This window comes from Lysobacter enzymogenes, from assembly GCF_900106525.1.
GTDB lineage: Bacteria > Pseudomonadota > Gammaproteobacteria > Xanthomonadales > Xanthomonadaceae > Lysobacter > Lysobacter enzymogenes.
On sequence record NZ_FNOG01000005.1, the window covers coordinates 525,170 to 549,940 of the forward strand.

21 protein-coding genes are annotated in these 24,771 nt (G+C 68.7%); 11 read left to right on the forward strand and 10 right to left on the reverse strand.

Features of this window, described 5'->3' with window-relative positions; translation table 11 throughout:
- The first annotated feature begins 75 nt into the window (after positions 1-75).
- The 5 genes from trxB (at position 76) to infA (ending at position 4,014) form a co-directional block, all read left to right on the forward strand.
- Positions 76-1,029 (forward strand): thioredoxin-disulfide reductase, encoded by a 954-nt coding sequence (trxB, locus tag BLU84_RS15120; RefSeq protein ID WP_074868757.1) that lies wholly within the window; start codon positions 76-78, stop codon positions 1,027-1,029.
- 92 nt (positions 1,030-1,121) lie between these two features.
- A complete protein-coding gene (locus BLU84_RS15125; protein ID WP_074868760.1) occupies positions 1,122-1,577 on the forward strand; it encodes a GNAT family N-acetyltransferase in 456 nt (151 codons plus the stop codon).
- The gene (locus BLU84_RS15130; protein ID WP_083382631.1) at positions 1,574-2,797 is read left to right on the forward strand and encodes a GNAT family N-acetyltransferase; all 1,224 of its coding nucleotides are present in this window, start codon (positions 1,574-1,576) and stop codon (positions 2,795-2,797) included. The genes BLU84_RS15125 and BLU84_RS15130 overlap by 4 nt, the downstream gene beginning before the upstream one ends.
- Positions 2,794-3,564, forward strand: coding sequence for a leucyl/phenylalanyl-tRNA--protein transferase (aat, locus tag BLU84_RS15135; RefSeq protein WP_074868763.1), 771 nt, complete (start codon positions 2,794-2,796; stop codon positions 3,562-3,564). Before BLU84_RS15130 ends, aat begins: the two co-directional genes overlap by 4 nt.
- A 231-nt stretch (positions 3,565-3,795) precedes the next feature.
- Positions 3,796-4,014, forward strand: a complete 219-nt coding sequence (infA, locus tag BLU84_RS15140; RefSeq protein ID WP_031372296.1) for a translation initiation factor IF-1 — start codon at positions 3,796-3,798, stop codon at positions 4,012-4,014.
- A 121-nt stretch (positions 4,015-4,135) separates the two neighbouring features.
- Here the strand turns inward: infA and BLU84_RS15145 are convergent, their stop codons facing one another.
- Positions 4,136-4,336 (reverse strand): hypothetical protein, encoded by a 201-nt coding sequence (locus BLU84_RS15145; RefSeq protein ID WP_139175022.1) that lies wholly within the window; start codon positions 4,334-4,336, stop codon positions 4,136-4,138.
- Positions 4,337-4,405: 69 nt separating this feature from the next.
- A complete protein-coding gene (locus tag BLU84_RS15150; RefSeq protein WP_074868771.1) occupies positions 4,406-4,606 on the reverse strand; it encodes a hypothetical protein in 201 nt (66 codons plus the stop codon).
- A 638-nt stretch (positions 4,607-5,244) separates the two neighbouring features.
- Between BLU84_RS15150 and BLU84_RS15155 the strand changes: the two genes are divergently transcribed.
- Complete coding sequence (locus BLU84_RS15155; RefSeq protein ID WP_074868774.1) at positions 5,245-5,595, forward strand: DUF6491 family protein; 351 nt, start codon at positions 5,245-5,247, stop codon at positions 5,593-5,595.
- Between the two features lie 360 nt (positions 5,596-5,955).
- Here the strand turns inward: BLU84_RS15155 and clpA are convergent, their stop codons facing one another.
- Together clpA and clpS are read right to left on the reverse strand one after the other, a co-directional pair.
- Positions 5,956-8,235, reverse strand: a complete 2,280-nt coding sequence (clpA, locus tag BLU84_RS15160; RefSeq protein ID WP_074868778.1) for an ATP-dependent Clp protease ATP-binding subunit ClpA — start codon at positions 8,233-8,235, stop codon at positions 5,956-5,958.
- A gap of 90 nt (positions 8,236-8,325) precedes the next feature.
- Positions 8,326-8,646 (reverse strand): ATP-dependent Clp protease adapter ClpS, encoded by a 321-nt coding sequence (clpS, locus tag BLU84_RS15165; protein WP_074868781.1) that lies wholly within the window; start codon positions 8,644-8,646, stop codon positions 8,326-8,328.
- A gap of 185 nt (positions 8,647-8,831) precedes the next feature.
- On the opposite strand from clpS, the gene BLU84_RS15170 reads away from it, so the two are divergent.
- From BLU84_RS15170 to hflD, 4 genes are read left to right on the forward strand one after another with little or no spacing between them, the layout of a single operon-like run.
- Positions 8,832-9,464 carry a hypothetical protein gene (locus tag BLU84_RS15170; RefSeq protein WP_139175023.1) on the forward strand — a complete coding sequence of 211 codons (633 nt, stop codon included), beginning with the start codon at positions 8,832-8,834 and terminating at the stop codon, positions 9,462-9,464.
- A 1-nt stretch (position 9,465) separates the two neighbouring features.
- Positions 9,466-9,963 (forward strand): NUDIX hydrolase, encoded by a 498-nt coding sequence (locus BLU84_RS15175; protein ID WP_074868784.1) that lies wholly within the window; start codon positions 9,466-9,468, stop codon positions 9,961-9,963.
- A gap of 5 nt (positions 9,964-9,968) precedes the next feature.
- Positions 9,969-11,105, forward strand: a complete 1,137-nt coding sequence (gene mnmA, locus BLU84_RS15180; RefSeq protein ID WP_074868789.1) for a tRNA 2-thiouridine(34) synthase MnmA — start codon at positions 9,969-9,971, stop codon at positions 11,103-11,105.
- Entirely contained in the window at positions 11,105-11,713 is a 609-nt protein-coding gene (gene hflD, locus BLU84_RS15185) for a high frequency lysogenization protein HflD (protein WP_074868792.1), read from the forward strand. Before mnmA ends, hflD begins: the two co-directional genes overlap by 1 nt.
- Before the next feature lie 255 nt (positions 11,714-11,968).
- Here the strand turns inward: hflD and acnB are convergent, their stop codons facing one another.
- The 3 genes from acnB to BLU84_RS15200 form a co-directional block, all read right to left on the reverse strand.
- Positions 11,969-14,566: a bifunctional aconitate hydratase 2/2-methylisocitrate dehydratase gene (gene acnB / locus BLU84_RS15190; protein ID WP_074868795.1), complete on the reverse strand. Its 2,598-nt coding sequence runs from the start codon at positions 14,564-14,566 to the stop codon at positions 11,969-11,971.
- Positions 14,567-14,687: 121 nt separating this feature from the next.
- Entirely contained in the window at positions 14,688-15,086 is a 399-nt protein-coding gene (locus BLU84_RS15195) for a type II toxin-antitoxin system VapC family toxin (RefSeq protein WP_074868799.1), read from the reverse strand.
- Positions 15,087-15,090: 4 nt separating this feature from the next.
- Complete coding sequence (locus tag BLU84_RS15200) at positions 15,091-15,315, reverse strand: AbrB/MazE/SpoVT family DNA-binding domain-containing protein (RefSeq protein ID WP_074868802.1); 225 nt, start codon at positions 15,313-15,315, stop codon at positions 15,091-15,093.
- Positions 15,316-16,221: 906 nt separating this feature from the next.
- On the opposite strand from BLU84_RS15200, the gene acnA reads away from it, so the two are divergent.
- A complete protein-coding gene (gene acnA, locus BLU84_RS15205; protein WP_074868805.1) occupies positions 16,222-18,990 on the forward strand; it encodes an aconitate hydratase AcnA in 2,769 nt (922 codons plus the stop codon).
- Between the two features lie 1,102 nt (positions 18,991-20,092).
- Here acnA and BLU84_RS15210 read toward each other — a convergent pair.
- Genes BLU84_RS15210 through BLU84_RS15220 form a run of 3 tightly spaced genes read right to left on the reverse strand, consistent with a single transcriptional unit; the run spans position 20,093 to position 24,762 of the window.
- Positions 20,093-21,313 carry a VWA domain-containing protein gene (locus BLU84_RS15210; RefSeq protein ID WP_074868808.1) on the reverse strand — a complete coding sequence of 407 codons (1,221 nt, stop codon included), beginning with the start codon at positions 21,311-21,313 and terminating at the stop codon, positions 20,093-20,095.
- The gene (locus tag BLU84_RS15215) at positions 21,303-23,675 is read right to left on the reverse strand and encodes a DUF5682 family protein (protein WP_074868812.1); all 2,373 of its coding nucleotides are present in this window, start codon (positions 23,673-23,675) and stop codon (positions 21,303-21,305) included. The genes BLU84_RS15210 and BLU84_RS15215 overlap by 11 nt, the downstream gene beginning before the upstream one ends.
- Before the next feature lie 7 nt (positions 23,676-23,682).
- Positions 23,683-24,762 (reverse strand): ATP-binding protein, encoded by a 1,080-nt coding sequence (locus BLU84_RS15220; protein ID WP_074868815.1) that lies wholly within the window; start codon positions 24,760-24,762, stop codon positions 23,683-23,685.
- Positions 24,763-24,771 lie beyond the last annotated feature (9 nt).

The following is a 24,771-nucleotide window of genomic DNA, read 5'->3' on the forward strand; positions in this document are numbered from 1 at the left end:
GACCCGGCGCTGCGCAAAAATCCCGCCCATTCCCTACTGCGCGCAGCGCATTCTCAACAGCCCGCGATTATATACATGAGCCCAACCAAGCACTCCCGCGTCGTCATCCTCGGTTCCGGCCCCGCCGGCTGGACCGCCGCCGTCTACGCCGCCCGCGCCAACCTCAAGCCGCTGGTGATCACGGGCCTGCAGCAGGGCGGCCAGCTGATGACCACCACCGAGGTCGACAACTGGCCCGGCGACGCGCACGGGCTGATGGGCCCGGACCTGATGACGCGCATGCAGGCGCACGCCGAACGCTTCGACACCGAAGTGCAGTTCGACCACATCCACACCGCCGACCTGTCCAAGCGCCCGTTCCGCCTGATCGGCGACAGCGGCGAGTACACCGCCGACGCGCTGATCATCGCCACCGGCGCCACCGCCAAGTACCTGGGCCTGCCCTCGGAAGAGGAATACAAGGGCCGCGGCGTGTCCGCCTGCGCGACCTGCGACGGCTTCTTCTACAAGGACCAGGACGTGGCCGTGGTCGGCGGCGGCAACACCGCGGTCGAGGAAGCGTTGTATCTGTCGAACATCGCGCGCAAGGTCTACCTGGTGCATCGCCGCGACACCCTGCGCGCGGAGAAGATCATGCAGGACAAGCTGCAGGCCAAGATCCAGGCCGGCAAGATCGAGCCGGTGTGGCACCACACCGTCGACGAGGTGGTCGGCAACGATGCCGGTGTCACTGGGCTTAAGCTCAAGTCGGTGCAGGACGGCTCGTCGCGCGAGCTGGCGATCCACGGCCTGTTCGTCGCCATCGGCCACACCCCGAACACCAGCCTGTTCGACGGCCAGTTGGAGATGAAGAACGGCTACCTGACCATCCGCACCGGCCTGGACGGCAACGCCACCCAGACCTCGGTGGAAGGCGTGTTCGCCGCCGGCGACGTCGCCGACCAGGTCTACCGCCAGGCGATCACCTCGGCCGGCTTCGGCTGCATGGCCGCGCTGGACGCCGAGAAGTTCCTCGACAAGGACGCCTGAGCGCGCCGCACCTCGGCCCTTCCGGCCGCCGGCCCGCCGCGACGATCGCGGCGGGCCGTTCGCGACGCATCCCTGCCGGATCCTCCCGCCCCATGGCCGCCACGATGCTGAGCTTCCGCGACGACGCCCTGTCCGATGCCGATTTCGCCGTCGTCCACAGCTTCCTGGCGCAGACCTACTGGGCCGCCGGCATCCCCGCCGCGACCCTGCGCCGCGCCCTGGACGGCTCGCTGTGCTACCGCGGCTACGTCGACGGCGAACTGGTCGCCTTCGCCCGCGCCGTCACCGACCAAGCCACCTTCGCTTATCTGGCCGACGTGTTCGTCGCGCCCGAACAGCGCGGCCGCGGCTACGGCCGCGCGGTCGTGGAAGCTTTGATGGCCGACCCGCGCGTGCAAGGCCTGCGCCGCTGGCTGCTGGTCACCAGCGATATGCAGCCGCTGTACGCCAAGCTCGGCTTCACCGCGCTGGCGCGGCCCGAGCAGCACATGCAGAAGCACGATCCCGACGTGTACCTGCGCGTCGCCGAGGCCTCGCCCGCACCGTGAGCGACGCTGGCGACGCGTTCTCGATCCGCCTGCTCGGCGCGCTCGCCGAGGTTCCGGCCGCGCACTGGGACGCGCTGCACGACGGCGCCAACCCGTTCGTCGCCCACGCCTTCCTGCACGGCCTGGAAGCCACCGGCTGCCTGCGCGCCGACTGGGGCTGGACGCCGCACCACCTCACGCTCTGGCGCGACGACGAACTGATCGCGGCGATGCCGGCCTACCTGAAGCAGAACTCGCACGGCGAGTTCGTGTTCGACCACGCCTGGGCGCACGCCTACGAGCAGCACGGCCTGGACTATTTCCCCAAATGGCTGGCCGCGGTGCCCTACTCGCCGGTGACCGGCCCGCGCCTGCTCGCGCGCGAGCCCGCGCACCGGCGCCTGCTGCTGCGCGCGATGGCGCAGTTGTGCGCGCGCCAGGAGCTGTCCTCGGCGCACGTCAACTTCCACCTGCAGGACGAGGACGCCGCGTTCGCGGCCGAAGCCGACGGCGACTGGCTGGCGCGCGTGGACGTGCAATACCACTGGCGCAACGAGCCCGACGCGCACGGCCGGCGCTGGGGCGATTTCGACCAGTTCCTCGCCGCCTTCGACCACAAGCACCGCAAGAACATCCGCCAGGAGCGGGCCAAGGTCGCGCGCGCCGGCGTGCGTTTCCGCGTGGTCGAAGGCAGCGACGCCAGCGAGGCCGACCTGGCGACCATGTACGGCTTCTACCGCAGCACCTTCGACCAGTACGGCAACCACGCCGCGCTGACTCTCGACTTCCTGCGCCACCTCGCCCAAACCATGCCGCGCGCGCTGGTGATGTTCCTGGCCGAATACCAGGGCGTAGCGGTCGCCGGCGCGCTGTGCCTGCGCGGCGCCGACACGCTCTACGGCCGCTACTGGGGCGCGCGCGCCGAACTGCCGGGGCTGCATTTCGAGACCTGTTATTACCAGGGCATCGAGTACTGCCTGCGCGAAGGCCTGCGCGCGTTCGAGCCCGGCGCCCAGGGCGAACACAAACTCGCCCGCGGCTTCCTGCCCACCGAAGTGCGCAGCCGCCACTGGATCGCCCACCCCTCGTTCCGCGACGCGTTGCGGCCGTGGTGCCGCGAGGAGGCGGCCTCGGTGCGGCGCTACGCCCAGACCCTGCGCGCGCATTCGCCGTTCAAGGCCGCCGGCGACGACGGCGGTCTCGGCGCGACGACGCCGGATCGGCCATCGTCGCGCGCATGAAGCGCCTGCCGTTCCTGTTGCCCAGCGACCCCGAAGCGCCGTTCCCGCCCGGCGAGCGCGCCCTGGACGAACCCGACGGCCTGCTCGCGGTCGGCGGCGACCTCAGCCCGGCGCGCCTGCTCAATGCCTATCGCAGCGGCGTGTTCCCGTGGCCGAGCGAGGGCTATCCGCTGCTGTGGTGGTGCCCGGACCCGCGCACGGTGTTCCACACCGATGCGGTGCGCCTGTCCTCCAAGTTCCGCCGCGGCCTGCGCCACAGCGCCTGGACGGTGCGCGCCGACACCGCCTTCGAGGCCGTCATCGCCGCCTGCGCCGCGGCGCCGCGGCCGGGCCAGGACGGCACCTGGATCGTCCCGGCGATGATCGAGGCCTATACCCGCATGCACCGGCTCGGCCATGCCCACTCAGTGGAAGTCTTCGACGGCGAGGCCTTGGTCGGCGGCATCTACGGCATCGCCATCGGCCGCATGTTCTATGGCGAGAGCATGTTCAGCGCGGTCTCCGGCGGCTCCAAGGTCGCACTGGCGGCGCTGGCGCGGCGCCTGCACGGCTGGGGCTGGCCGCTGCTCGACGCCCAGGTCGAGAACCCGCACCTGCTCAGCCTGGGCGCGCGGTCGCTGCCGCGCGCGCGATTCCTGGCCCAGGCCGCTGAACTGGCCGCCGCGCCGGGCTTCGCGCACGGCGCGTGGACCGGGCGCTTCGGCGAACTGGCGGTGGCAGAGCTGGCCGATCCGTTGCCGGCCGGCCTGGAGCTTCCCGCCCCCTGAGCCGAGCGCCCCGGAAGCGAGCGTTTCAGCACCGGCCGAGCCGCAATCCGCCGATCCCCACCCGCCCGTTCGCCCGCCAGACCCAGGCTGAGCGCCCCGGTTCCCAGCGCATTAACGGTTTTTTTGCGCCCGGGCCGCCTTCGTGGCAAAATGCGCGGCTTCGCGGGCGCGCGACACGCCCAACACCCGACTCCAGGACTCCTCTTGCGAGTCCACCTTCCTGGGAAACACATGGCAAAAGACGACGTGATCGAATTCGAGGGCACGGTGGCGGAAACTCTTCCGAACACCATGTTCCGCGTGCGTCTCGAAAACGGGCACGAAATCATTGCCCACATCTCGGGTCGCATGCGCAAGAACTACATCCGAATCCTGACCGGCGACAAGGTCAAGGTCGAGATGACGCCCTACGACCTGACCAAGGGCCGGATCACTTACCGCATGAAGTAATCGCGGTAACTCACTGAAAAAGGCGGCCAATGGCCGCCTTTTTCGTGTCCGCGCGAAACGCCCGGGCAAGGTTCGCCAAGGCCCGCGGACCTGCGCGGCGGCGCTGCCGCCGCCGCGCCGCTCACTCCAGCGGGCACCCCGCCGCGATCAGGCACTGACTGAACGGCGTTTCGCAATCGCGGGTGCCGGCTTCGCCGCCGTTGGCCTGGCAGATCTGGTACTCGGTACGGCATTGCTTGCAGCCGCCGCCCGGGCCGGCGACCGCCGCGGCCGAGAACACGAACGCGGCCAGCGCCGCGAGCAGCATGTGGCGAGTTTTCATGGACGCTCCTTTATTCGCTCATCGGCGCCGCGCCGCCCCGCTCGCGCGGGACGCGCGCGGCTACGGCGCTCACCACGGCGGGTTCGGGCAGCCGTTGTTCTTCAGGCACATCTCGACCTGGTACTCGCAGGTCTGCACGTCCATGACCGCCACGCACTTGTTGTAGCGCGTCCAGCAGGTCTGGCAGGCATCGCCGGCGGCGGTGGCGGTGGTGATCACCGCGCAACCGAACACGAATGCGGCCAAGGCCGCGAGAGAACGTTTCTTCATCGCATCGGACTCCTGTTCCCGGTTAAGACGGCCGCAGCGGCCGCCGCCCGCGATCTGCGGGCGTGCGGACGCTAGCACCGGGCCGCGCGCGCCCCCGGCGCGCACTGGCAAAACCGACAGGGCTCACGCGGGTTCGCGCATCGCGCCTGCGACGCAGGGCGCGTTTCGCGCGGGCTGGGCGCTGCAACGCAGCACGCGCGAGTGATGGCGCTCGCGCGTCGAACTTCGCCTTGCAACGATGCAGCGGGTTCGCGCGAGTCGCGCATGGGCGCGAGGCTTGCGCGTTCGGCGCAGACTGCGCCGCGCCGCATCGCCTCATCGCAGCGACCCGCACGCACCGCGTTGTCGTCGCTCCACTGCATCGCATCGAACTCGCATCGCGCGGTGCGCACCGTGCGCATGCGCAGGCGACGAGCGCGCAACGCGCTGCAACCATTCGACGCGCACATGCATCTACGCATCCAGCCAGACACGAAACGCCGCGCAGCAACGCGGCGATGGCGAAGCGCTGCCGCGCGTCTAGGCCGGAGGTCATGGCATGACGAAGGTCACCGCGACTTCCTCCAGATTCGGTCGCGCCGCGCACTCAATAGATTGATCCGCAAGCCCCGCCCTCTACCCACGCCAAGGATGCACGCATGAAGCTGTTGTCTGCCCTCACTCTCGCCGCCGCGCTTACCGTTATCGCCGCGCCCGCCTTCGCCGCCGATCCGCTGTCGGAATGCGTCGACCTGGGCGCCACGCACGTCGTGCGCCGCGCCGGCGACAGCGCCGTGGCGATCCAGGACGGCGCGCAGTACTACCGCGCCGAAATGCGCTACGGCTGCAACGACCTGGGCTATTCGGCCAAGCTCAAGATCTCCACCGACAAGCAGGAAGGCCGCTTGTGCCCGCAGGGCTCCAAGCTGGCCACGCAACGCGATCTGTGTTCGATTTCGCGTGTGGAAAAGATCGACGAACAAGCCTTCAAGCGCTACATCAAGCGCTGAGCCGTCGATCGCGGCGCTGTTCGCTCGCAGCGTCCGCCTTGAGCGGATCCGGCCCGCCGCGCGCGTCCCCGCGCGCGCGGCGACGCCGATGCCGCCGCGCCGCATGCGGAAGGTTTCGCATGCGGGTTTCTCGTGGCGGTCGCAGCGACGATGCGAAACGACGATTGCGGCGCAGTCGGGGTAGCGCGGTCGCGGCTTGCGCCGCTCCTACAGTCGGACACGTAACTTGCCGAAGTCCCTGTAGGAGCGGCGCAAGCCGCGACCGCGACACCGCGCTTACCGCGCAACCCGCGATGCCGGACAAGAAAAAAGGCGACCCGAAGGCCGCCTTTTCTTATGCCGCAACCGCGGCCGAAACACTCACACCGTCGCGGGCAGCAAACGCTCCGGCTCGGGCTGCGCCTCGACCACGAGCTGATCCTCGCGCACATCGATGCTGACCCGGCCGCCGCCGACCAGCTTGCCGAACAGCAGTTCGTCGGCGAGCGGACGCTTGATCTGGTCCTGGATCACCCGCGCCATCGGCCGCGCACCCATCAGCGGGTCGAAGCCGTGCTGGGCCAGCCAGTCGCGTGCGGCCGGGGTGGCCGACAGCGACACGTTCTTCTCGTGCAACTGGGTCTCCAGCTCGATCAGGAACTTGTCGACCACACGCAGGATGTGCTCGAAGCCCAGCGCCTGGAACTGCACCACCGCGTCGAGGCGGTTGCGGAATTCCGGCGAGAAGCTCTTGCGGATGATTTCCATCGCGTCGGTGGAGTGGTCCTGCTTGGTGAAGCCGATCGAGCGCCGCGAGGCCTGGGCCGCGCCGGCATTGGTGGTCATCACCACGATCACGTTCTTGAAGTTGGCCTCGCGCCCGTTGGTGTCGGTGAGCATGCCGCGGTCCATCACCTGCAACAGGATGTTGAAGATGTCCGGATGCGCCTTCTCGACCTCGTCCAGCAGCAGCACGCAGTGCGGGGTCTTGACGATCTTCTCGGTCAGCAGGCCGCCCTGGTCGAAGCCGACGTAGCCCGGAGGCGCGCCGATCAGACGGCTGACCGAATGCGGCTCCATGTACTCGGACATGTCGAAGCGCACCAGCTCGATGCCCAGCTGCAGCGCGAGCTGCTTGGTCACCTCGGTCTTGCCCACTCCGGTAGGGCCGGCGAACAGGAAGTTGCCGATCGGCTTGTCCGGATTGCCCAGGCCCGAGCGCGCCAGCTTGATCGCGGAAGCCAGGGTTTCGATCGCCGGATCCTGGCCGAAGATCACCATCTTGAGGTTGCGCTCGAGGTTCTTGAGCACGTCCTTGTCGCTGGCCGAGACCTGCTTGGTCGGGATGCGCGCCATCTTGGCCACGATCGTCTCGATCTCCTCGATGTCGATCAGGCTCTTGCGCGCGTTCTCCGGCAGCAGCCGCTGGCGCGCGCCGGCCTCGTCGATGACGTCGATGGCCTTGTCCGGCAGCAGGCGGTCGCCGATGTGCTTGACCGACAGGTCGACCGCGGCCTGCAGCGCGTCGTCGGCGTAGGTCACGCCGTGGTGCGACTCGTACTTGGGCTTGAGGCCCTGCAGGATCTGGTAGGTCTCGCCGACCGTGGGCTCGATGATGTCGATCTTCTGGAAGCGCCGCGCCAGCGCGCGGTCCTTTTCGAAGATACCGCGGTATTCCTGGAACGTGGTCGAGCCGATGCAGCGCAGCTCGCCCGAAGACAGCGCCGGCTTGATCAGGTTGCTGGCGTCCATGGTGCCGCCGCTGGCCGAGCCGGCGCCGATGATGGTGTGGATCTCATCGACGAACAGGATCGACTCGGGCTGCTTCTTGAGCTGGGCCAGCACCGCCTTGAGCCGCTTTTCGAAATCGCCGCGGTACTTGGTGCCGGCCACCAGCGCGCCCAGGTCGAGGGCGAAGATGGTGGCGTTGCGCAACACCTCGGGCACCTCGCCGTCGACGATGCGCTTGGCCAGGCCTTCGGCGATGGCGGTCTTGCCCACGCCGGCCTCGCCGACGTAGAGCGGGTTGTTCTTGCGCCGGCGGCACAGCACCTGGATGGTGCGCTCGACTTCGTCGGCGCGGCCGACCAGCGGGTCGATCTTGCCTTCTCGGGCGAGTTGGTTGAGGTTGCTGGCGAACTCGGCCAGGGCGTCGGACTTGCCCTCGCCCTCCATGCCTTCGGCCGGCTTGGGCTCTTCCTCGTGGTGGGCGTGGCCGTCCTCGCCGTTGTGCTTGACGATGCCGTGGGAGAGGTAGTTCACCACGTCCAGGCGGGCCACGTCCTGCTGGTTGAGGAAGTAGACCGCGTGCGAGTCCTTCTCGCCGAAGATCGCCACCAGCACGTTGGCGCCGGTGACTTCCTTCTTGCCCGAGGACTGGACGTGGTAGACCGCGCGCTGCAGCACGCGCTGGAAGCCCAGGGTGGGCTGGGTGTCGCGGTCGACGTCGTCGGGCAGCACCTGGACCGAGGTCGCGATGGCCTGCTCCAGGTCGCTGCGCAATCGCGCGAAGTCCACGCCGGTGGCCTTGAGGACGGCCTCGGCGGACGGGTTGTCGAGTAGTGCGAGCAGCAGGTGTTCGACCGTCATGTACTCGTGGCGCGCCTCGCGGGCGCGCTTGTAGCACTGGCCGATGCTGTATTCGAGATCCTTGCTGAACATGGGGCGGAGCCTCCAGGACGTATGCTCGCTACGTGGGGGCGCTCGCCGGCTTTTCCATGCCCCGCCCCGGGGGGATGCTTCAGCTCCCTTTTAGGCCTTTTCCATCGTGCACAGCAAGGGGTGCTGATGCATCCTTGAAAATTCGTTCACTTGCGCTACCTTCGATTCGGCAACTTCGCGCGTGAAGACGCCGCATACGCCGCGGCCGCGGGTGTGGACGTGCAGCATGATCTGGGTGGCTTTTTCGACGTTCATCGGGAAAAAGCGCATCAACACCTCGATCACGAAGTCCATCGGGGTGTAGTCGTCGTTGAGCAGCAGGACGGAATAAAGCGGGGGGCGCGCCAGTTCGGGCTTGCCGGCTTCCACCAGCACCCCGTGGCTGTGTTCGTGATCGGTCTGTTTGGCCATGCGTGGATTATAGACGCCGCCCTGTTCGGCGCGGCCGGTGCGAGGTGGGCCCTTGGCGGGACGAGGAGCGGCGGCGACGCGGCGTGGACGCGTGCACGGCCGCATTGCAAAATGCCGCAGCGCCGCCATTTGTAGCGGAGCCGTCGGTGCAGATTGCGCCGCCGTCGCAGAATTCAAGGACCCGCATGCGCCCGACTCCCGGCCTTCCGCCCGGCCCCACGTCCCGACTCGCCCGCGCCGCGCTGCTGTTGGGCGCACTCGCCGCCGCGCCCGCGTGGGCGTCCGTCGCCGCGCCGGCGGCGACGCCGGTGCTGCCGGCCGCCGAGGTCAAGCCCGCCGCCGGCCAGGCCAAGGCCCGCCAGACCGAGCCGCCCGGCGGCGACGGCGCGCGCGCCGTCTCCAAGGACGGCGATCCGCAGGTCCGCGCCCAGCTCGACGCGCTGGGCTACAAGTACCAGCTCGACGGCGACGGCGATTTCATCCTCACCTTCAGCCTCGACGACGACAAGCGCAGCCAGATGGCCTACGTGCTTTCGCGCACCCAGCGCTTCGGTTCGCTCAAGGTGCGCGAGATCTGGTCGCCGGCCTATCGCACCGGCGACGGCGGCGCGCTGCCGGCGGCGATCGCCAACCGCCTGCTCGAAGACGGCCAGCTGAGCAAGCTCGGCGGCTGGGTCAGCCAGGACGGGGTGGCGGTGTTCGTGGTCAAGATCGACGCCGACGCGTCGCAGCAGACCCTGGACGACGCCATCGACTACGCGGTGCGCGCCGCCGACCAGATGGAAGCCGAACTCACCCCCGGGCAGGACGAATTCTGACGTGAGCTATCGCGAAGGCCGCTTCTGGCAACCCGATGTGACCGTGGCCACCGTGGTGGTCGACGGCGGCCGCCTGCTGATGGTCGAGGAGACCGTCGGCGGGCGCCTGGTGCTCAACCAGCCGGCCGGCCACCTGGAACCCGACGAGAGCCTGGTCGAGGCCGCGTTGCGCGAGACCCTTGAGGAAACCGGCTGGCAGGTGCGCCTGACCGCCTTCGTCGGCGCCTACCAGTGGAAGGCGCCGGCGGCCGACGACGGCAGCGGCGGGCGCCATTACCTGCGCTTCGCCTTCGCTGCGGAGCCGCTGAGCTTCGATCCCGCGCGGCCGCTCGACGAGGGCATCGTCCAGGCCATCTGGATGACCCCGGCCGAGCTGCAGGCGCGCGCGCCGCAGCACCGCAGCCCGCTGGTGTGGCAGGTCGCCGCCGACTACCTCGGCGGGCGCCGCCATTCGCTCGACCTGCTCCAGCACTTCGCGGACGCCAGCGCGTCGACGTGACGGTCATGACTCGGTCGGCGGACACCATCGTAGGCATGTCGGGCGGGGTCGATTCCTCGGTCGCCGCGCTGCTGCTGCGCGATTCCGGGCAGGCCCTGTCGGGATTGTTCATGCAGAACTGGGCCGACGACGGCAGCAGCGACTGCCGCGCCGAGGACGACCGCCGCGACGCGGTGGCGGTGTCCGGCCGGCTCGGCCTGCCGATCCACTTCCGCGATTTCTCCGGCGAGTACTGGGCCGGAGTGTTCGAGCACTTCGTCGCCGAATACGCGGCCGGGCGCACGCCCAATCCCGACGTGCTGTGCAACCGCGAGATCAAGTTCAAGCATTTTCTCGACGCCGCGCGCGAACTGGGCGCCGACTACATCGCCACCGGCCACTACGCCCGGGTCGATGCGGCCGACGGCCGCTTCCGCCTGCTCAAGGCGCTGGACCGCAGCAAGGACCAGAGCTACTTCCTGCACCAGCTCGGCCAGGCCCAGCTCGGCGCGACCCGCTTCCCGCTGGGCGAACTGCTCAAGCGCGACGTGCGCGAGATGGCCCGCGCCGCGCAGTTGCCGACCGCGGCCAAGAAGGACTCCACCGGCATCTGCTTCATCGGCGAGCGCGATTTCCGCGAGTTCCTGTCGCGCTACCTGCCGGCGCGCGAAGGCGAGATCCGCACCCCGGACGGGCGCGCCATCGGCCGCCATCCGGGCGTGTTCTATTTCACCCTGGGCCAGCGCGAAGGCCTCAACATCGGCGGCGTGCGCGGGTTCGAACAGGCGCCGTGGTATGTGATCGGCAAGGATGTCGCCGGCAACGTGCTGTACGTGGATCAGGGCAGCGACACGCCGTGGCTGCGCTCGCACACGCTGACCACCGAGGCCGCGCACTGGATCGCCGGCGCGCCGCCCGCGCGCCGCTTCGCCTGCGCCGCGCAAACCCGTTACCGCCAGCCCGACCAATCGTGCGAGGTCGAGGTCGGCGATGACGGTACCCTGTCGCTGCGCTTCGCGCAGCCGCAACGCGCGGTGACCCCGGGCCAGTCGCTGGTGCTGTACGCCGGCGACGAGTGCCTCGGCGGCGCGGTGATCGCCGCCACCGACGCGCCGGTGCCGGGCCTTGGCAAGACTTCTCTTTCTTCGACGACGACTCAGTAATGGCCGAACTTTCCGAACGCACCCTCGCCCTCGCCGGCCTCGCCCAGGCCCTGGCCCAGGTGCGGCGCATCGCCGACACCGGCCAGGCCAACGCGAGCGTGCTGCAGACCGCGCTGGACTCGGTGTTCCGCATCGACGCCTCCTCGCCCTCGGCGGTCTACGGCGGCATCGCCCAGCTGCGCCCGGGCCTGATGCTGGCGCAGGACTACTTCAGCAGCCGGGTCAAGGACGAACACCTGCCGCGCCTGGGCCTGGCCGTGCTGCAGTTGGAGCGCCGCTTCGTCCAGGACGGCGCGATGACCGAAAAAGTGCTCAGCGGCATCCGCGCGCAGGCCGACAACGCCCAGCGCCTGGGCAGCGCCCATCCGGACGTGATCGCCGCGCTCGGCACGCTCTACGCCGACACCCTCAGCCACCTGCGCCCGCGCGTGCTGGTGCAGGGCAATCCGCATTACCTCGGCCAGCCCGGCGTGGTCGCCGAGGTGCGCGCGGTGCTGCTGGCGGCGGTGCGCTCGGCGGTGCTGTGGCGCCAGCTCGGCGGCAGCTACTGGGATTTCGTCCTGCGCAAGCGGGCGATGGTGGATTCGATCGACGCGCGCTTGGATTGAGGCGGGTCGCAGTCGCGGGCGCTTCGCGCTGGCGCGGGAGCATGGAGTTGCGCGGTCGCGGCTTGCGCCGCTCCTACAGGCGGCGGCCGTCGCCACGCAGCGGCATGGAGTTCCTGTAGGAGCGGCGCGAGCCGCGACCGCGCCAATCGACCGACCGCGCCAGCTCAGCCTCAGGCGATCCAATAAGCCAAGCGCAGACGCCCACAAAAAACCCCGGCCGAAGCCGGGGTTTTTCGTTTCAACCGACCTGAAGAATCAGGCCGCGACGGTGTCGGCGACCTGCTTGTAGTCGGCGATCTGGTCGAAGTTCATGTAGCGGTAGATCTTGTCGCCGTTGGCGTTGATCACGCCGATGTCGGCCATGTATTCCTCGCGGGTCGGGATCCGGCCCAGGCGCGAGCAGATCGCCGCGAGTTCGGCCGAACCCAGGTACACGTTGGTGTTGCGGCCCAGGCGGTTGGGGAAGTTGCGGGTGCTGGTGGAGAACACCGTCGCGCCCTCGCGCGCCTGCGCCTGATTGCCCATGCACAGCGAGCAGCCCGGCATTTCCATGCGCGCGCCGGCGGTGCCGAAGGTGCCGTAGTGGCCTTCCTTGGTGAGCTCGGACGCGTCCATCTTGGTCGGCGGCGCGACCCACAGACGGGTCGGGATGTCGCGCTTGCCTTCCAGCAGCTTCGCCGCGGCGCGGAAGTGGCCGATGTTGGTCATGCACGAACCGATGAACACTTCGTCGATCTTGGCGCCGGCCACGTCCGACAGGGTCTTCACGTCGTCCGGGTCGTTCGGGCAAGCGACGATCGGCTCGACGATCTCGTTGAGGTCGATCTCGATCACCGCGGCGTACTCGGCGTCGGCATCGCCTTCCAGCAACTGCGGGTTGGCCAGCCACGCTTCCATCGCCTTGATCCGGCGCGACAGCGAACGCGGGTCGGCATAGCCTTCGGCGATCATCCACTTCAGCAGCGTGATGTTGCTGTTGAGGTATTCGATGATCGGTTCCTTGTCGAGCTTGACCGTGCAGCCGGCGGCCGAACGTTCGGCCGAAGCGTCGGACAGTTCGAACGCCTGCTCGACCTTGAGCTGCGGCAGGCCTTCGATTTCGAGGATGCGGCCGGAGAAGATGTTCTTCTTGCCCTGCTTGGCGACGGTGAGCTCGCCGGACTTGATCGCGGCCAGCGGGATCGCGTTGACCAGATCGCGCAGGGTCACGCCCGGCTGCAGCTCGCCCTTGAAGCGCACCAGCACCGACTCGGGCATGTCCAGCGGCATCACGCCGGTGGCCGCGGCGAACGCGACCAGGCCGGAGCCGGCCGGGAACGAGATGCCGACCGGGAAGCGGGTGTGCGAGTCGCCGCCGGTGCCGACGGTGTCGGGCAGCAGCATGCGGTTGAGCCAGGAGTGGATGACGCCGTCGCCCGGACGCAGGGCGATGCCGCCGCGATTGCTGATGAAGGCCGGCAGCTCGTGGTGGGTCTTGACGTCGACCGGCTTCGGATAGGCCGCGGTGTGGCAGAACGACTGCATCACCAGATCGGCCGAGAAGCCCAGGCAGGCCAGGTCCTTGAGCTCGTCGCGGGTCATCGGGCCGGTGGTGTCCTGCGAGCCCACCGAGGTCATCTTCGGTTCGCAGTAGGTGCCCGGACGGATGCCCGGCTGCACGCCATCGACTTCGGGCAGGCCGCAGGCGCGGCCGACCATCTTCTGCGCCAGCGAATAGCCCTTGCCGCTGTCGGCCGGGTTCTGCGGCAAGCGGAACAGGGTCGACGGCGCCAGGCCCAGCGCTTCGCGCGCCTTGGCGGTGAGGCCGCGGCCGACGATCAGCGGGATGCGGCCGCCGGCGCGGACTTCGTCCAGCAGCACGTCGGACTTGAGCGCGAATTCGGCGATCAGCTCGCCGTTCTTGAACGCCTTGCCCTCGTACGGACGCAGCTCGACCACGTCGCCCATGTCCATCTGCGACACGTCCAGTTCGATCGGCAAGGCGCCGGCGTCTTCCATGGTGTTGTAGAAGATCGGCGCGATCTTCGAACCCAGGCACACGCCGCCGAAGCGCTTGTTCGGGATGAAGGGGATGTCTTCGCCGGTGAACCACAGCACCGAGTTGGTCGCCGACTTGCGGCTGGAGCCGGTGCCGACCACGTCGCCGACGTAGGCGACCAGGTGGCCCTTGTCCTTCAGCGATTCGATGAAGGCGATCGGGCCGCGCTTGCCGTCTTCTTCCGGCTCGATGCCATCGCGCTTGTTCTTGAGCATCGCCAGCGCGTGCAGCGGGATGTCCGGGCGGGTGGTCGCGTCCGGGGCCGGCGACAGGTCGTCGGTGTTGGTCTCGCCGGTCACCTTGAACACGGTGACGGTCAGCGACTGCGGCACTTCCGGCTTGCTGGTGAACCACTCGGCGTCGGCCCAGCTGTGCAGCACGGCCTTGGCGTTGGCGTTGCCCTTCTCGGCCTTGTCCTGCACGTCGTGGAAGGCGTCGAACATCAGCAGGGTGTGCTTGAGCGCTTCGGCGGCGACGGTGCCGACTTCGGCGTCGTCGAGCAGTTCGATCAGCGGATGGATGTTGTAGCCGCCGAGCATGGTGCCCAGCAGTTCGGTGGCGCGGGCGCGCGGGATCAGCGCGTTGCTCTCCGTGCCGAAGGCGACCGCGGCCAGGTACGAGGCCTTGACCTTGGCCGCGTCGTCGACGCCGGCCGGGACACGGTTGGTGATGAGATCCAGCAGAAAATCCCCCTCGCCCGCCGGCGGCGCCTTCAGCAGTTCGATGACCTCGGCGGTCTGCTGGGCGGTCAGGGGCAGCGGCGGAATGCCCAGCGCAGCGCGCTCGGCAACGTGGTGGCGATAGGCTTCCAACATAAACAATTCTCCGCGTGAATCTGGGTGGAAAAAATCTGGGTGGAACCGGCCGAATCGAACGGGGTGGGCAACGGGCTCGGTCGGAGCGCCAGCCATCGAAGCGACCGGGTGTCACATGGGCTCAGGCTTGCGGCACGATCAGCTTCAGGCCCTTGAAGTAGTCGCGGTAAAACGTGTCGTTCCAGGTGATCAGGCCGTCGCATTGCAGCAGCGCGTGGGCGCCGATCAAAAACCCGCCGAAGCCGCGCGAACCGTCGCCGCGCTGGCGATGGCGGCGGTGCATCTCGCCGGCGCGCAACGCCGACTTGGCTTCCAGCGCGCTGAAGTGGATGCCCATTTCTTCCAGCGCTTCCTGCGCTTGCGCGCCGCCGCGCAGCGCCGCGCAGATCTCGGCCAGGCTGACATCGCAGATCACCACCCGGCCGCCGACCAGGCTCTGGCGCAGGCAGGACTCGACTGCGTCGGCCTGCGGGCCGTCGCTCAACAGTTCGATCAGGACCGGCGAGTCGACCGCGATCACCGGCTCATTCCTCGTCGCGCATCGCGCGTGCGGCGTCTTCGCCGGAATCGAAGCCGTCCAGGGCGAACTTGCCGCGCGCCTTGGAGATCGCGTCGTCCACGCTCTTGCGCAGGATGATGCGGCTGCCGTCCAGCTCGACCTTGAGCAGCGTGCCCTTGGTCAGGCCGAGCGCGTCGCGCACCGCCTTGGGCAGGGTGATCTGGCCTCGCTCGGCGACGGTCGCTTCCATGAGTACGCTCCAGAAAGTATGCGCAGATTATACATACCTGGGGCGGTGGCGGGCTAAGGGCGGTGGCTGGGCTGGCTGGCTTGGGGCCCGGCGAGACGGTCGGACTCACAGATTAAAATCAATATTATTCAGTGAGTTACTGGGAATCTGGCGCCGACTGAGCCGCTGCCGACGCGGCTCACCCGAAATCGCCTGCCCCCGGCGTTCAGCTGGCGCTGGTATCGGCGGGCGGGTGCGCTGCCGGTAGTCCGCAACGGCGTCTGGCGGAACCAAGGCCCGGCCACGGACACCTGCACCGGGAACTCTCCACCACGCCTGTGACATACAAACGCGGGGCCAGCTTGAGACGCGCGCCGCCGCGAAGAGCGTCGCCACGTGCCCGACCGCCGGTAAAGCGACCCGCGCCCGCTCGCGACGCCGACAAAAAGTCAGCGCGAAGCGCCCGCCCCTACGCCGGCTCGACCGAGCCGGCGACCGTCCCGCAACAAAACCGCGGCACCATCGTCCGCGGCGAAACGTCGCGCGAACGAGCATCGACGCAACGTTCGCGAAGCAGCGGCGCGCCTAGCGGTTCGACCGAGCCGCGCGCACGCTCGAACCCGCCGGCCGCGCCGCCGCCATCGCGCGGCTTTACGCAACGCTGTGTTGTGTCCCGCGCCGGACCGCGCTCCCGAAAAAACTACGCGCCATCGAAACAGCCGAAAAACCCCGACCACCGACGCGCACCGCACCGCCGCACCCCGCGCACCGGCCGAACCACCTCGACACCACGTGCACATCCGGCCCTGCGCAACTGGTGGATAATCGGCCGACAGACCCCGCCACGCACTGCGCCGCCCGGTCCACCGCAAGCAGATCCTCGCCCGGCGCGAGGCGCGAGCCAGCACCTCCACAGGAGTTCAACGCATGAGCGACTCGTTTTCCACCCGCCGCCAGTTGTCCGTCAACGGCCGCGACTACACCTACTTCAGCCTGCCGGTCCTGGGCGAGCGCTTCGACATCGCCCGCCTGCCCTACTCGATGAAGATCCTGCTGGAAAACCTGCTGCGCCATGAAGACGGCGGCGCCACGGTCGGCAAGGACCACATCGAAGCGGTGGCGCGCTGGGAGCCGAAGAAGGAACCCGACACCGAGATCGCGTTCATGCCCGCGCGCGTGGTCCTGCAGGACTTCACCGGCGTGCCCTGCGTGGTCGACCTGGCGGCGATGCGCGACGCGGTCGGCAAGCTCGGCGGCAACGCCAAGCAGATCAACCCGCTGATCCCGTCGGAACTGGTCATCGACCACTCGGTCCAGGTCGACGTGTTCGGCCGCCCCGACGCGCTCGACCTCAACGGCAAGATCGAATTCGAGCGCAACAAGGAACGCTACAGCTTCCTGCGCTGGGGCCAGAAGTCGTTCGAGAACTTCAAGGTGGTGCCGCCGAACACCGGCATCGTCCACCAGGTGAACCTGGAAAACCTCGCCCGTGTGGTGATGGGCCGCGAGGTCGCCGGCGAACTGCAGGCCTTCCCCGACACCGTGTTCGGCACCGACAGCCACACCACGATGATCAACGGCATCGGCGTGCTCGGCTGGGGCGTGGGCGGCATCGAAGCCGAAGCGGCCATGCTCGGCCAGCCCTCGTCGATGCTGATTCCGCAGGTGGTCGGCTTCAAGCTGACCGGCCAGTTGCCCGAAGGCGCGACCGCCACCGACCTGGTGCTGACCGTCACCCAGATGCTGCGCAAGCACGGCGTGGTCGGCAAGTTCGTCGAGTTCTACGGCGACGGCCTGCAGCACCTGCCGCTGGCCGATCGCGCCACCATCGCCAATATGGCGCCGGAATACGGCGCGACCTGCGGCATCTTCCCGATCGACGCCGAGTCGCTGACCTACCTGCGCCTGTCCGGCCGCAGCGAAGAGCAGATCGCCCTGGTCGAGGCCTACGCCAAGGCCCAGGGCCTGTGGCACGAACCGGGCCAGGCGCATGCCGAATACTCGGCCACGCTCGAACTCGACCTGGGCGAGGTCAAGCCGTCGCTGGCCGGCCCCAAGCGCCCGCAGGACCGCGTGCTGCTGGAGAACGTGCACAGCAACTTCCAGGAAAGCCTCGGCCCGCTGATCGCCAACCGCAAGCCCAAGGGCGTGGGCTGCGCGATCGAGGAACTCAACGGCGAAGGCGGCAACCAGCCGCAGGCGAGCCACCTCGCGGCCAAGCCGGTGTCGAAGATCCGCATCCAGGAGCAGGACGCCGAACTGTCCGACGGCTCGGTGGTGATCGCCGCGATCACCTCGTGCACCAACACCTCCAACCCGGCGGTGATGCTCGGCGCCGGCCTGCTCGCGCGCAACGCCGCGCGCCTGGGGCTCAAGTCCAAGCCGTGGGTCAAGACCTCGCTCGGCCCGGGCTCGCTGGTGGTCACCGATTACCTCAAGAAGGCCGGCGTGCTCGACGACCTGGAGAAGCTCGGCTTCTACGTGGTCGGCTACGGTTGCACCACCTGCATCGGCAACTCCGGCCCGCTGCCGGAGGAAGTGTCCAAGGGCATCGCCGAGAACGAACTGGTGGTCGCCTCGGTGCTGTCGGGCAACCGCAACTTCGAAGGCCGCGTGCATCCGGAAGTGAAGGCCAACTACCTGGCCTCGCCGCCGCTGGTGGTGGCGTATGCGATCGCCGGCACGGTCAACATCGATCTGACCCAGGAGCCGATCGGCAAGAGCTCGGATGGCAAGGACGTGTTCTTGCGCGACATCTGGCCGTCGAACAAAGAGATCGGCGACACCATCGCCGCAACGGTTGGTCCGGAGCTGTTCGCGCAGAACTACGCCGACGTATTCAAGGGCGACACCCGCTGGAACCAGATCGCCTCGCCGGACGGCGAGTCGTTCCAGTGGGAAGAGTCCTCGACCTACATCAAGAACCCGCCCTACTTCGACGGCATGACCATGCAGGTCGGCAGCATCGACGACGTGCACGGCGCGCGGGTCATGGGCCTGTTCGGCGACTCGATCACCACCGACCACATCTCGCCGGCCGGCAACATCAAGAAGGATTCGCCGGCGGGCCGCTTCCTGATCTCGCGCGGCGTGCAGCCGGCGGACTTCAACAGCTACGGCTCGCGCCGCGGCAACGATGATGTGATGGTGCGCGGCACCTTCGCCAACATCCGCATCAAGAACCTGATGTTCGGCGGCGAAGAAGGCGGCAACACGCTGTACTACGGCAAGGACGGCGCCGCGCCGGAAAAGCTCGCCATTTACGACGCCGCGATGAAGTACAAGGCCGACGGCGTGCCGCTGGTGGTGTTCGCCGGCAAGGAATACGGCACCGGCTCCTCGCGCGACTGGGCGGCCAAGGGCACCAACCTGCTAGGGGTCAAGGCGGTGATCGCCGAGAGCTTCGAGCGCATCCACCGCTCCAACCTGGTCGGCATGGGCGTGCTGCCGTTGCAGTTCAAGGACGGCGAGAACGCACAGAGCCTGGGCCTGGACGGCTCGGAAGTGGTCAGCGTGACCGGGCTGGACGACGGCAAGGCCAAGACCGCGACGGTGACGGCGAAGAAAGCCGACGGCAGCGAGAAGACCTTCGAAGCCAAGGTGTTGCTGCTGACGCCGAAGGAAGCGGAGTACTTCCGCCACGGCGGCATCCTGCACTACGTGCTGCGGCAGTTGGCGGCGAGGAAGGCGGCGTAAGCCGGTTCGGCCGCACGAAAGGCCCGGGGCTTCGGCTCCGGGCCTTTTGCGTTTTTCGGCCTCGTGGCGGCGCCCGCTACGTCGCCGTTTCGGCGCAGGCGCGAATCCGCCCTGCCGTCATTCCAGCGCAGGCCCGAATCCACCCTGCCGTCATTCCGGCGCAAGCCGGAATCCATGTCGCTGTTGCTGTTGCTCTTCGCTCCCCCCGCCGCCCCGAACTCGCCACAGGCAACCGTAGACCCGAAGGGCGGCGCGCAGGACGCGCGCCGTGCGCCACCCAGGCCATGGATGGCCTGTGTGGCGCATCCCCGCGCCCGCTCCGAACCTTAGTGGCTCTTGATTCGAAAACAGGAAAAAGCACTTTCTTTGGTTACTTTCTTTGTTGCTTTGGACAAAGAAAGTGACCCGGCCGCTTGCGGACGGAAGCCTTTGATCTTCGCGGGTCGTCACTCGTTGTTACGAGAGAGGCAGAAGCAACAGCAACGTCAAAATGGGTTCCGGCTTTCGCCGGAATGACGGGCTGGAGGGTTTGGGGCTTCGGGTGGTTGTGGCGGGGCTGCGTTGCTTCGGTTGGTCGCGACTTGCGTCGCTCCTACAGGGGCTTCGGCGAGTTTCGTATCCGACTGTAGGAGCGGCGCGAGCCGGGACCAACCGCAGCGACGCAGCTCCGCCGCAACCTCCCGAAGCCCGCAACCACATGCCGTCATTCCGGCGAAAGCCGGAATCCATTTTGATGTTGTTTGTGCTTTTCTCGTAGCAACGAGCGACGACCAGCCAACATCAACAGCTTCCGTCCGCAAGCGGCCGGGTCACTTTCTTTGTCTTGCCAAAGAAAGTAACCAAAGAAAGGCGCTTTCCTTGTTTTCGGATCAAGAGCCACTAGCGGGCGGCGCGTGCGCGGGGATGCGCCACACAGGCCATCCCTGGCCTGGGTGGCGCACGGCGCGCGTCCTGCGCGCCGCCCTTCGGGTCTACGGTTGCCTGTGGCGAGTTCGCAGCGGCGGGGGGAGCGAAGAGCAAGGGCAACGGCGACATGGATTCCGGCTTTCGCCGGAATGACGTGGAGGTCGCTCAGCTACGTACAACAAGCGCAAACCGCGCCCTACCCCTCCGCCCGCGTCGGTACCAACCCGTTCACCGCCGCCCACTGATTGACATCGTCGCGGCGGATCGCGGCGGCCATCAGGCCCGGGAACGCATCGGGCGTGCAGGCGAACGAGGGCACGCCCAGCGCGGCCAGTTTCGCCGCCAGCGATTGGTCGTAGGCCGGCCGGCCTTCGTCGCTCAGCGCCAGCAGCACGATGAACTGCACGCCGGCCTCGACCAGCTCCTGCGCGCGCACCAGCAGCTTGGCTTCCACTCCGCCTTCGTACAGATCCGAGATCAGCACCAGGATGCTGTTGCGCGGCTCGCGGATCAGGCCCTGGCAATAGGCCACCGCGCCGTGGATGTCGGTGCCGCCGCCGAGTTGCACGCCGAACAGCAGGTCGACCGGGTCGTCGAGCTGTTCGGTCATGTCGACCACCGCGGTGTCGAACACCACCAGCCGCGTCGCCACCGCCGGCAGCGAGGCCATCACCGCGCCGAAGATGCTCGAGTACACCACCGAGGCGGCCATCGAGCCGCTCTGGTCGATGCACAAGGTGATCTCGCGCTGCGGCCGCCGCGATTTGCGGCCGTAGCCGATCAACTGCTGCGGAATGATGGTGTTGTATTCGGGCTGCCAGTGCTTGAGGTTGGCGCGGATGGTGCGGTTCCAGTCGATCTCGGCATGGCGCGGACGGCGCGTGCGGCGGGCGCGGTCGAGCGCGCCGGTCACCGCCGAGCGCATCGGCTCTTCGAGCTTGCGCATCAGTTCCTCGACCACGCGCCGCACCACCAGCCGCGCGGTTTCCTTGGTCTCGGCCGGGATCACGCCCGACAGCGAGACCAGGTTGGCGACCATGTGCACGTCGGGCTGGATGCCTTCGAGCATCTCCTTTTCCAGCAGCATCTGGCGCAGGTCCAGGCGTTGCAGGGCGTCGCGCTGCATGACCTGGACCACGCTGGCCGGGAAGTACTTGCGGATATCGCCGAGCCAGCGCGCCACGTTCGGCGCCGAGCCGCCGCGGCCCCCGCGTCGCGACAGGCAGCCCGGGCCGGTGGGTTCGTACAGCGCGGCCAGGGCCGCGTCCAGCGGCGACAGGCCGGCGCCGAGCGCGCCGCAACTGTCCTGGGCTTCGCTGCCCAGGACCATGCGCCAGCGCTGCTCGCGCGTGCTCGGCGTCGCCGCGTCGGCGGCGTCGGCGGCCGCAATCGCGTCGGCGTTCGTTTCAGCGCTCATGCGCGTCTCCCATGGCGCTCAGGCCGAACAGTTCGCGCAGCAGCGGCAACGCGCGCGCCGCACGCGCGGCGTCCCAAGTCGATTGCGCCGCCACAGCCGGCGCCGCGCCGAGCGGGCGCTTGACCCGCGCGCCAAGGTCGCGCCGGTCGGCGGCCTCGAACTCGGCGAAGCTGCGCCGCAGCAGCGGCACCACACGCAGGAAATGCTCGTGGCCCAGGTTCGAGATCCAGCCGTCGATCAGCGCCCACACCGCGTCGTCGTGCAGCAGCACGGCGGCGTTGCGGTTGAGGAAGCCGTCCAGCCACTGCGCCGCTTGCAGCGGCTCGGCGCCCTGCGACAGGTTCAGGCTGAGCTCGCGCGCCACCGCTTCGCCGTCGAACGCGCCGGTGTCGAACAGCAGCCGGGTGGCGAGGCCGCGCAGCAGCGGCGTGGCGCTCGCGGACAGCGCCAGCTGGCGCAGCGCGCCGCGCCAGGTCGCGACCTGGGTTTCGTCGTCGCGTAGTTCCACCGCGCGGTCGGCGCCGAGCAAGGTTTCGCGCGCATCGCCAGCGGCCTCTTCGTCGAGGCCGCCCAGCGCCAGGGTCAGGCCGATGCAGGCGCGCGCGAGCATGCCGTCGAACAGATGCCGCACCTGCGCCGCGTCGGTGTTGCGCACGTTGCCGTAGCGCTGCACGTTGGCCAGCGCCGGCAGCGCGGCCAGCAGCGACAGCGGATCGGCGTCGACCGCCGCGCGCGCTTGCAACTCGGCCACGACCGCTTCGACCGCACCGGGCAGGTTCGCCAGCAGCACGCGGTCGATCAGGCGCGACAGGACGGGCAGGCGCTCGGCCTGGCGCGCGTGCTCGATCGAGCGCGCGGTCGCAGCCTGTTCCACGCTCTGGCCGTAACGGCTGGCGACGATCAGCTCGATCTCGAACGCCGGCTGCCAGGCCAGTTCCCACACCTCGCGGAAACTGCCGCGCGAGCGCCCGGCGCCGCCGAGTCGGCCCCAACCGATGTCGAGCAGCAGCAGCCGGTGCAGCAGTTCGCTGCGCTGCAGGTCGGTGTCGTTGCGAAGGTCCAGCTCCAGCGGCTTGCTCAGCGCTTCGGGCTTAAGCCGCAGGCGCTTGCGCTGAGCTTCCAGATCGCGCTGCAACGGCACGGTCGGCACCGACTCGGGCACCGAGCCGATCCGTTCGCCAATCATCAGCGCCTGCTCGATCAGCCGCATCGGCGTGGCGTCGCCGTTGCACAGGATGCTCAGGGTGGCTTCGTTGAGCTCGTCCAGGCTCGGCGCCGGGCGCTCGCGCAGCGCGGCCAGCGTATCGGCCAGGCGCGCGGCTTCGATCAGGTGCGCGGACGAGCAGTCCAGCGCGTGCTCGCGCAACACCCGCGCGACCCGCGCGAACCAGCCGACCGTGCGCGCATCGCCGCCGCCGTTGCGCCACAGGTGTTCGTACCAGCCCGGCGAATCGATGCCGGCGCCGTAGCCGCTGGCGCTGCTGAGGTGGCGATAGGTCCACGGCACCCAGGTGGCGGCGGACTTGAGCTTGGGCAGGTCCTTGAGCAAGGCCTTGTCGGCCGCGGCGGTGGCCTTGCCGGTCAACGCCGGCACGTGCCACGCGCCGCAGACCACGGCGATGCGTTCGAAGCCCTGCTTGGCCGCTTCGCGGATGCCGCTGCGCATGTGCGCCTCGCGCAAGGCTTCCTCGTGCGGGTCCAGTCCATTGCGCAGTTCGGCGTTCTCGCGCAGCTCGCCCATCGCCGCGGCGATGGCTTCGAACAGGCCTTCGCCGTCGCCGCGCTCTTCGACCATGTGGTTCCACCAGCTCTCGCCGTCGGCGTAACCGGCGGCGTGGGCGAGCCAGTCGAGCGGGTCCTGGTGCGGTTCGCGGCGCTCGGCGGCGGCCGGCTCGGTCGTTTCTATAGCCTCGCGTTCGTCCGTCGCCGATTGCGCAGCCGCCGCGTCGTCGGCCAGCTCCTGCGGCGCCGCCTCGCCCTCGCCCGCCGTCGGCGCGGGTTCGCCGCCGCCCAGTCGCTCGTGCCGCGCGCGCTGCCAGGCCAGGCTGGCGCCGGCCGGCACGTCGATGAAACGCAGCGCCGCGCCCTGCTCCGCCGCCCAGCGCATCGCCTGCCATTCCGGCGAGAACTCGGCGTACGGATGGAACACGGCCAGTTGCGGATCGTCGGCGCCGTAGGACAGCAGCGCCACCGGCGGCTGCAGACCCGCATCGCGCAGATGCTCGACCGCCAGCGCTTCGGCGCCGGCCGGGCCTTCGATCAGCACGCAATCCGGCCGCAACGCGTCCAGGGCCTTGCGCAGGCTGCGCGCGCAGCCCGGGCCGTGGTGGCGGATGCCGAAGTAATGCAGCGTGGCGCTCATGCGCGGATCACAGCTGCTCGCGGAAGGCGCGGTAGAGATCCTTCCACTCGGCGCGTTCCTTGACCACGGTTTCCAGATACTCCGTCCACACCACCTGGTCCTGCACCGGATCCTTGACCACCGCGCCGATCATGCCCGCAGCCATGTCGGCCGGACGCAGCACGCCGTCGCCGAAGTGGCCGGCCAGGGCCATGCCGTTGTTGATCACCGAGATCGCCTCGGCGGTGGAGAGCGTCGAGCTCGGACTCTTGAGCTTGGACTTGCCGTCCTCGGTCTGGCCGTTGCGCAACTCGCGGAAGATGCGCACGATCCGCGCCACTTCCTTCAGCGCCGGCGGCTCGGCCGGCAGCTCCAGGGCGCGGCCGAGTTCGTGCACGCGCTTGACCACGATCGAGACTTCCTCTTCCTCGCTCGACGGCACCGGCAGGATCACCGTGTTGAAGCGGCGCTTGAGCGCGCTGGACAGTTCGTTGACGCCCTTGTCGCGGTTGTTGGCGGTGGCGATGACGCTGAAGCCGCGCGCGGCCTGCACTTCGCTCCCCAATTCCGGCACCGGCAGGGTCTTCTCCGACAGCACGGTGATGAGCGTGTCCTGCACGTCGGCGGGGATACGAGTAAGTTCCTCGACCCGGGCGATCTTGCCGAGCTTCATCGCGTTCATCATCGGGCTGGGCACCAGCGCGTTCTCGCTCGGGCCGTGCGCCAGCAACTGCGCGTAGTTCCAGCCGTAGCGGATCTGTTCCTCGCTGGTGCCGGCGGTGCCCTGGATCAGCATGGTCGAATCGCCGCTGATCGCCGCGCTGAGGTGTTCGGACACCCACGACTTGGCCGTGCCCGGCACGCCGAACAGCAGCAGCGCGCGGTCGGTGGCGATGGTCGCCACCGCGATCTCCATCAGCCGGCGGTTGCCGATGTACTTGGCGCTGATCTCGAAGCCGTTGTCGAGCTTGCCGCCGATCAGATAGGTCACCACCGCCCACGGCGACAGCTTCCAGTTGGCGGGACGCTGGCGGTCGTCGGCCTTGGCCAGTTGTTCGAGCTCTTCGGCGAACTGGATTTCGGCGTGTTGGCGCAGGACGGCGGTCATCGGAACTCC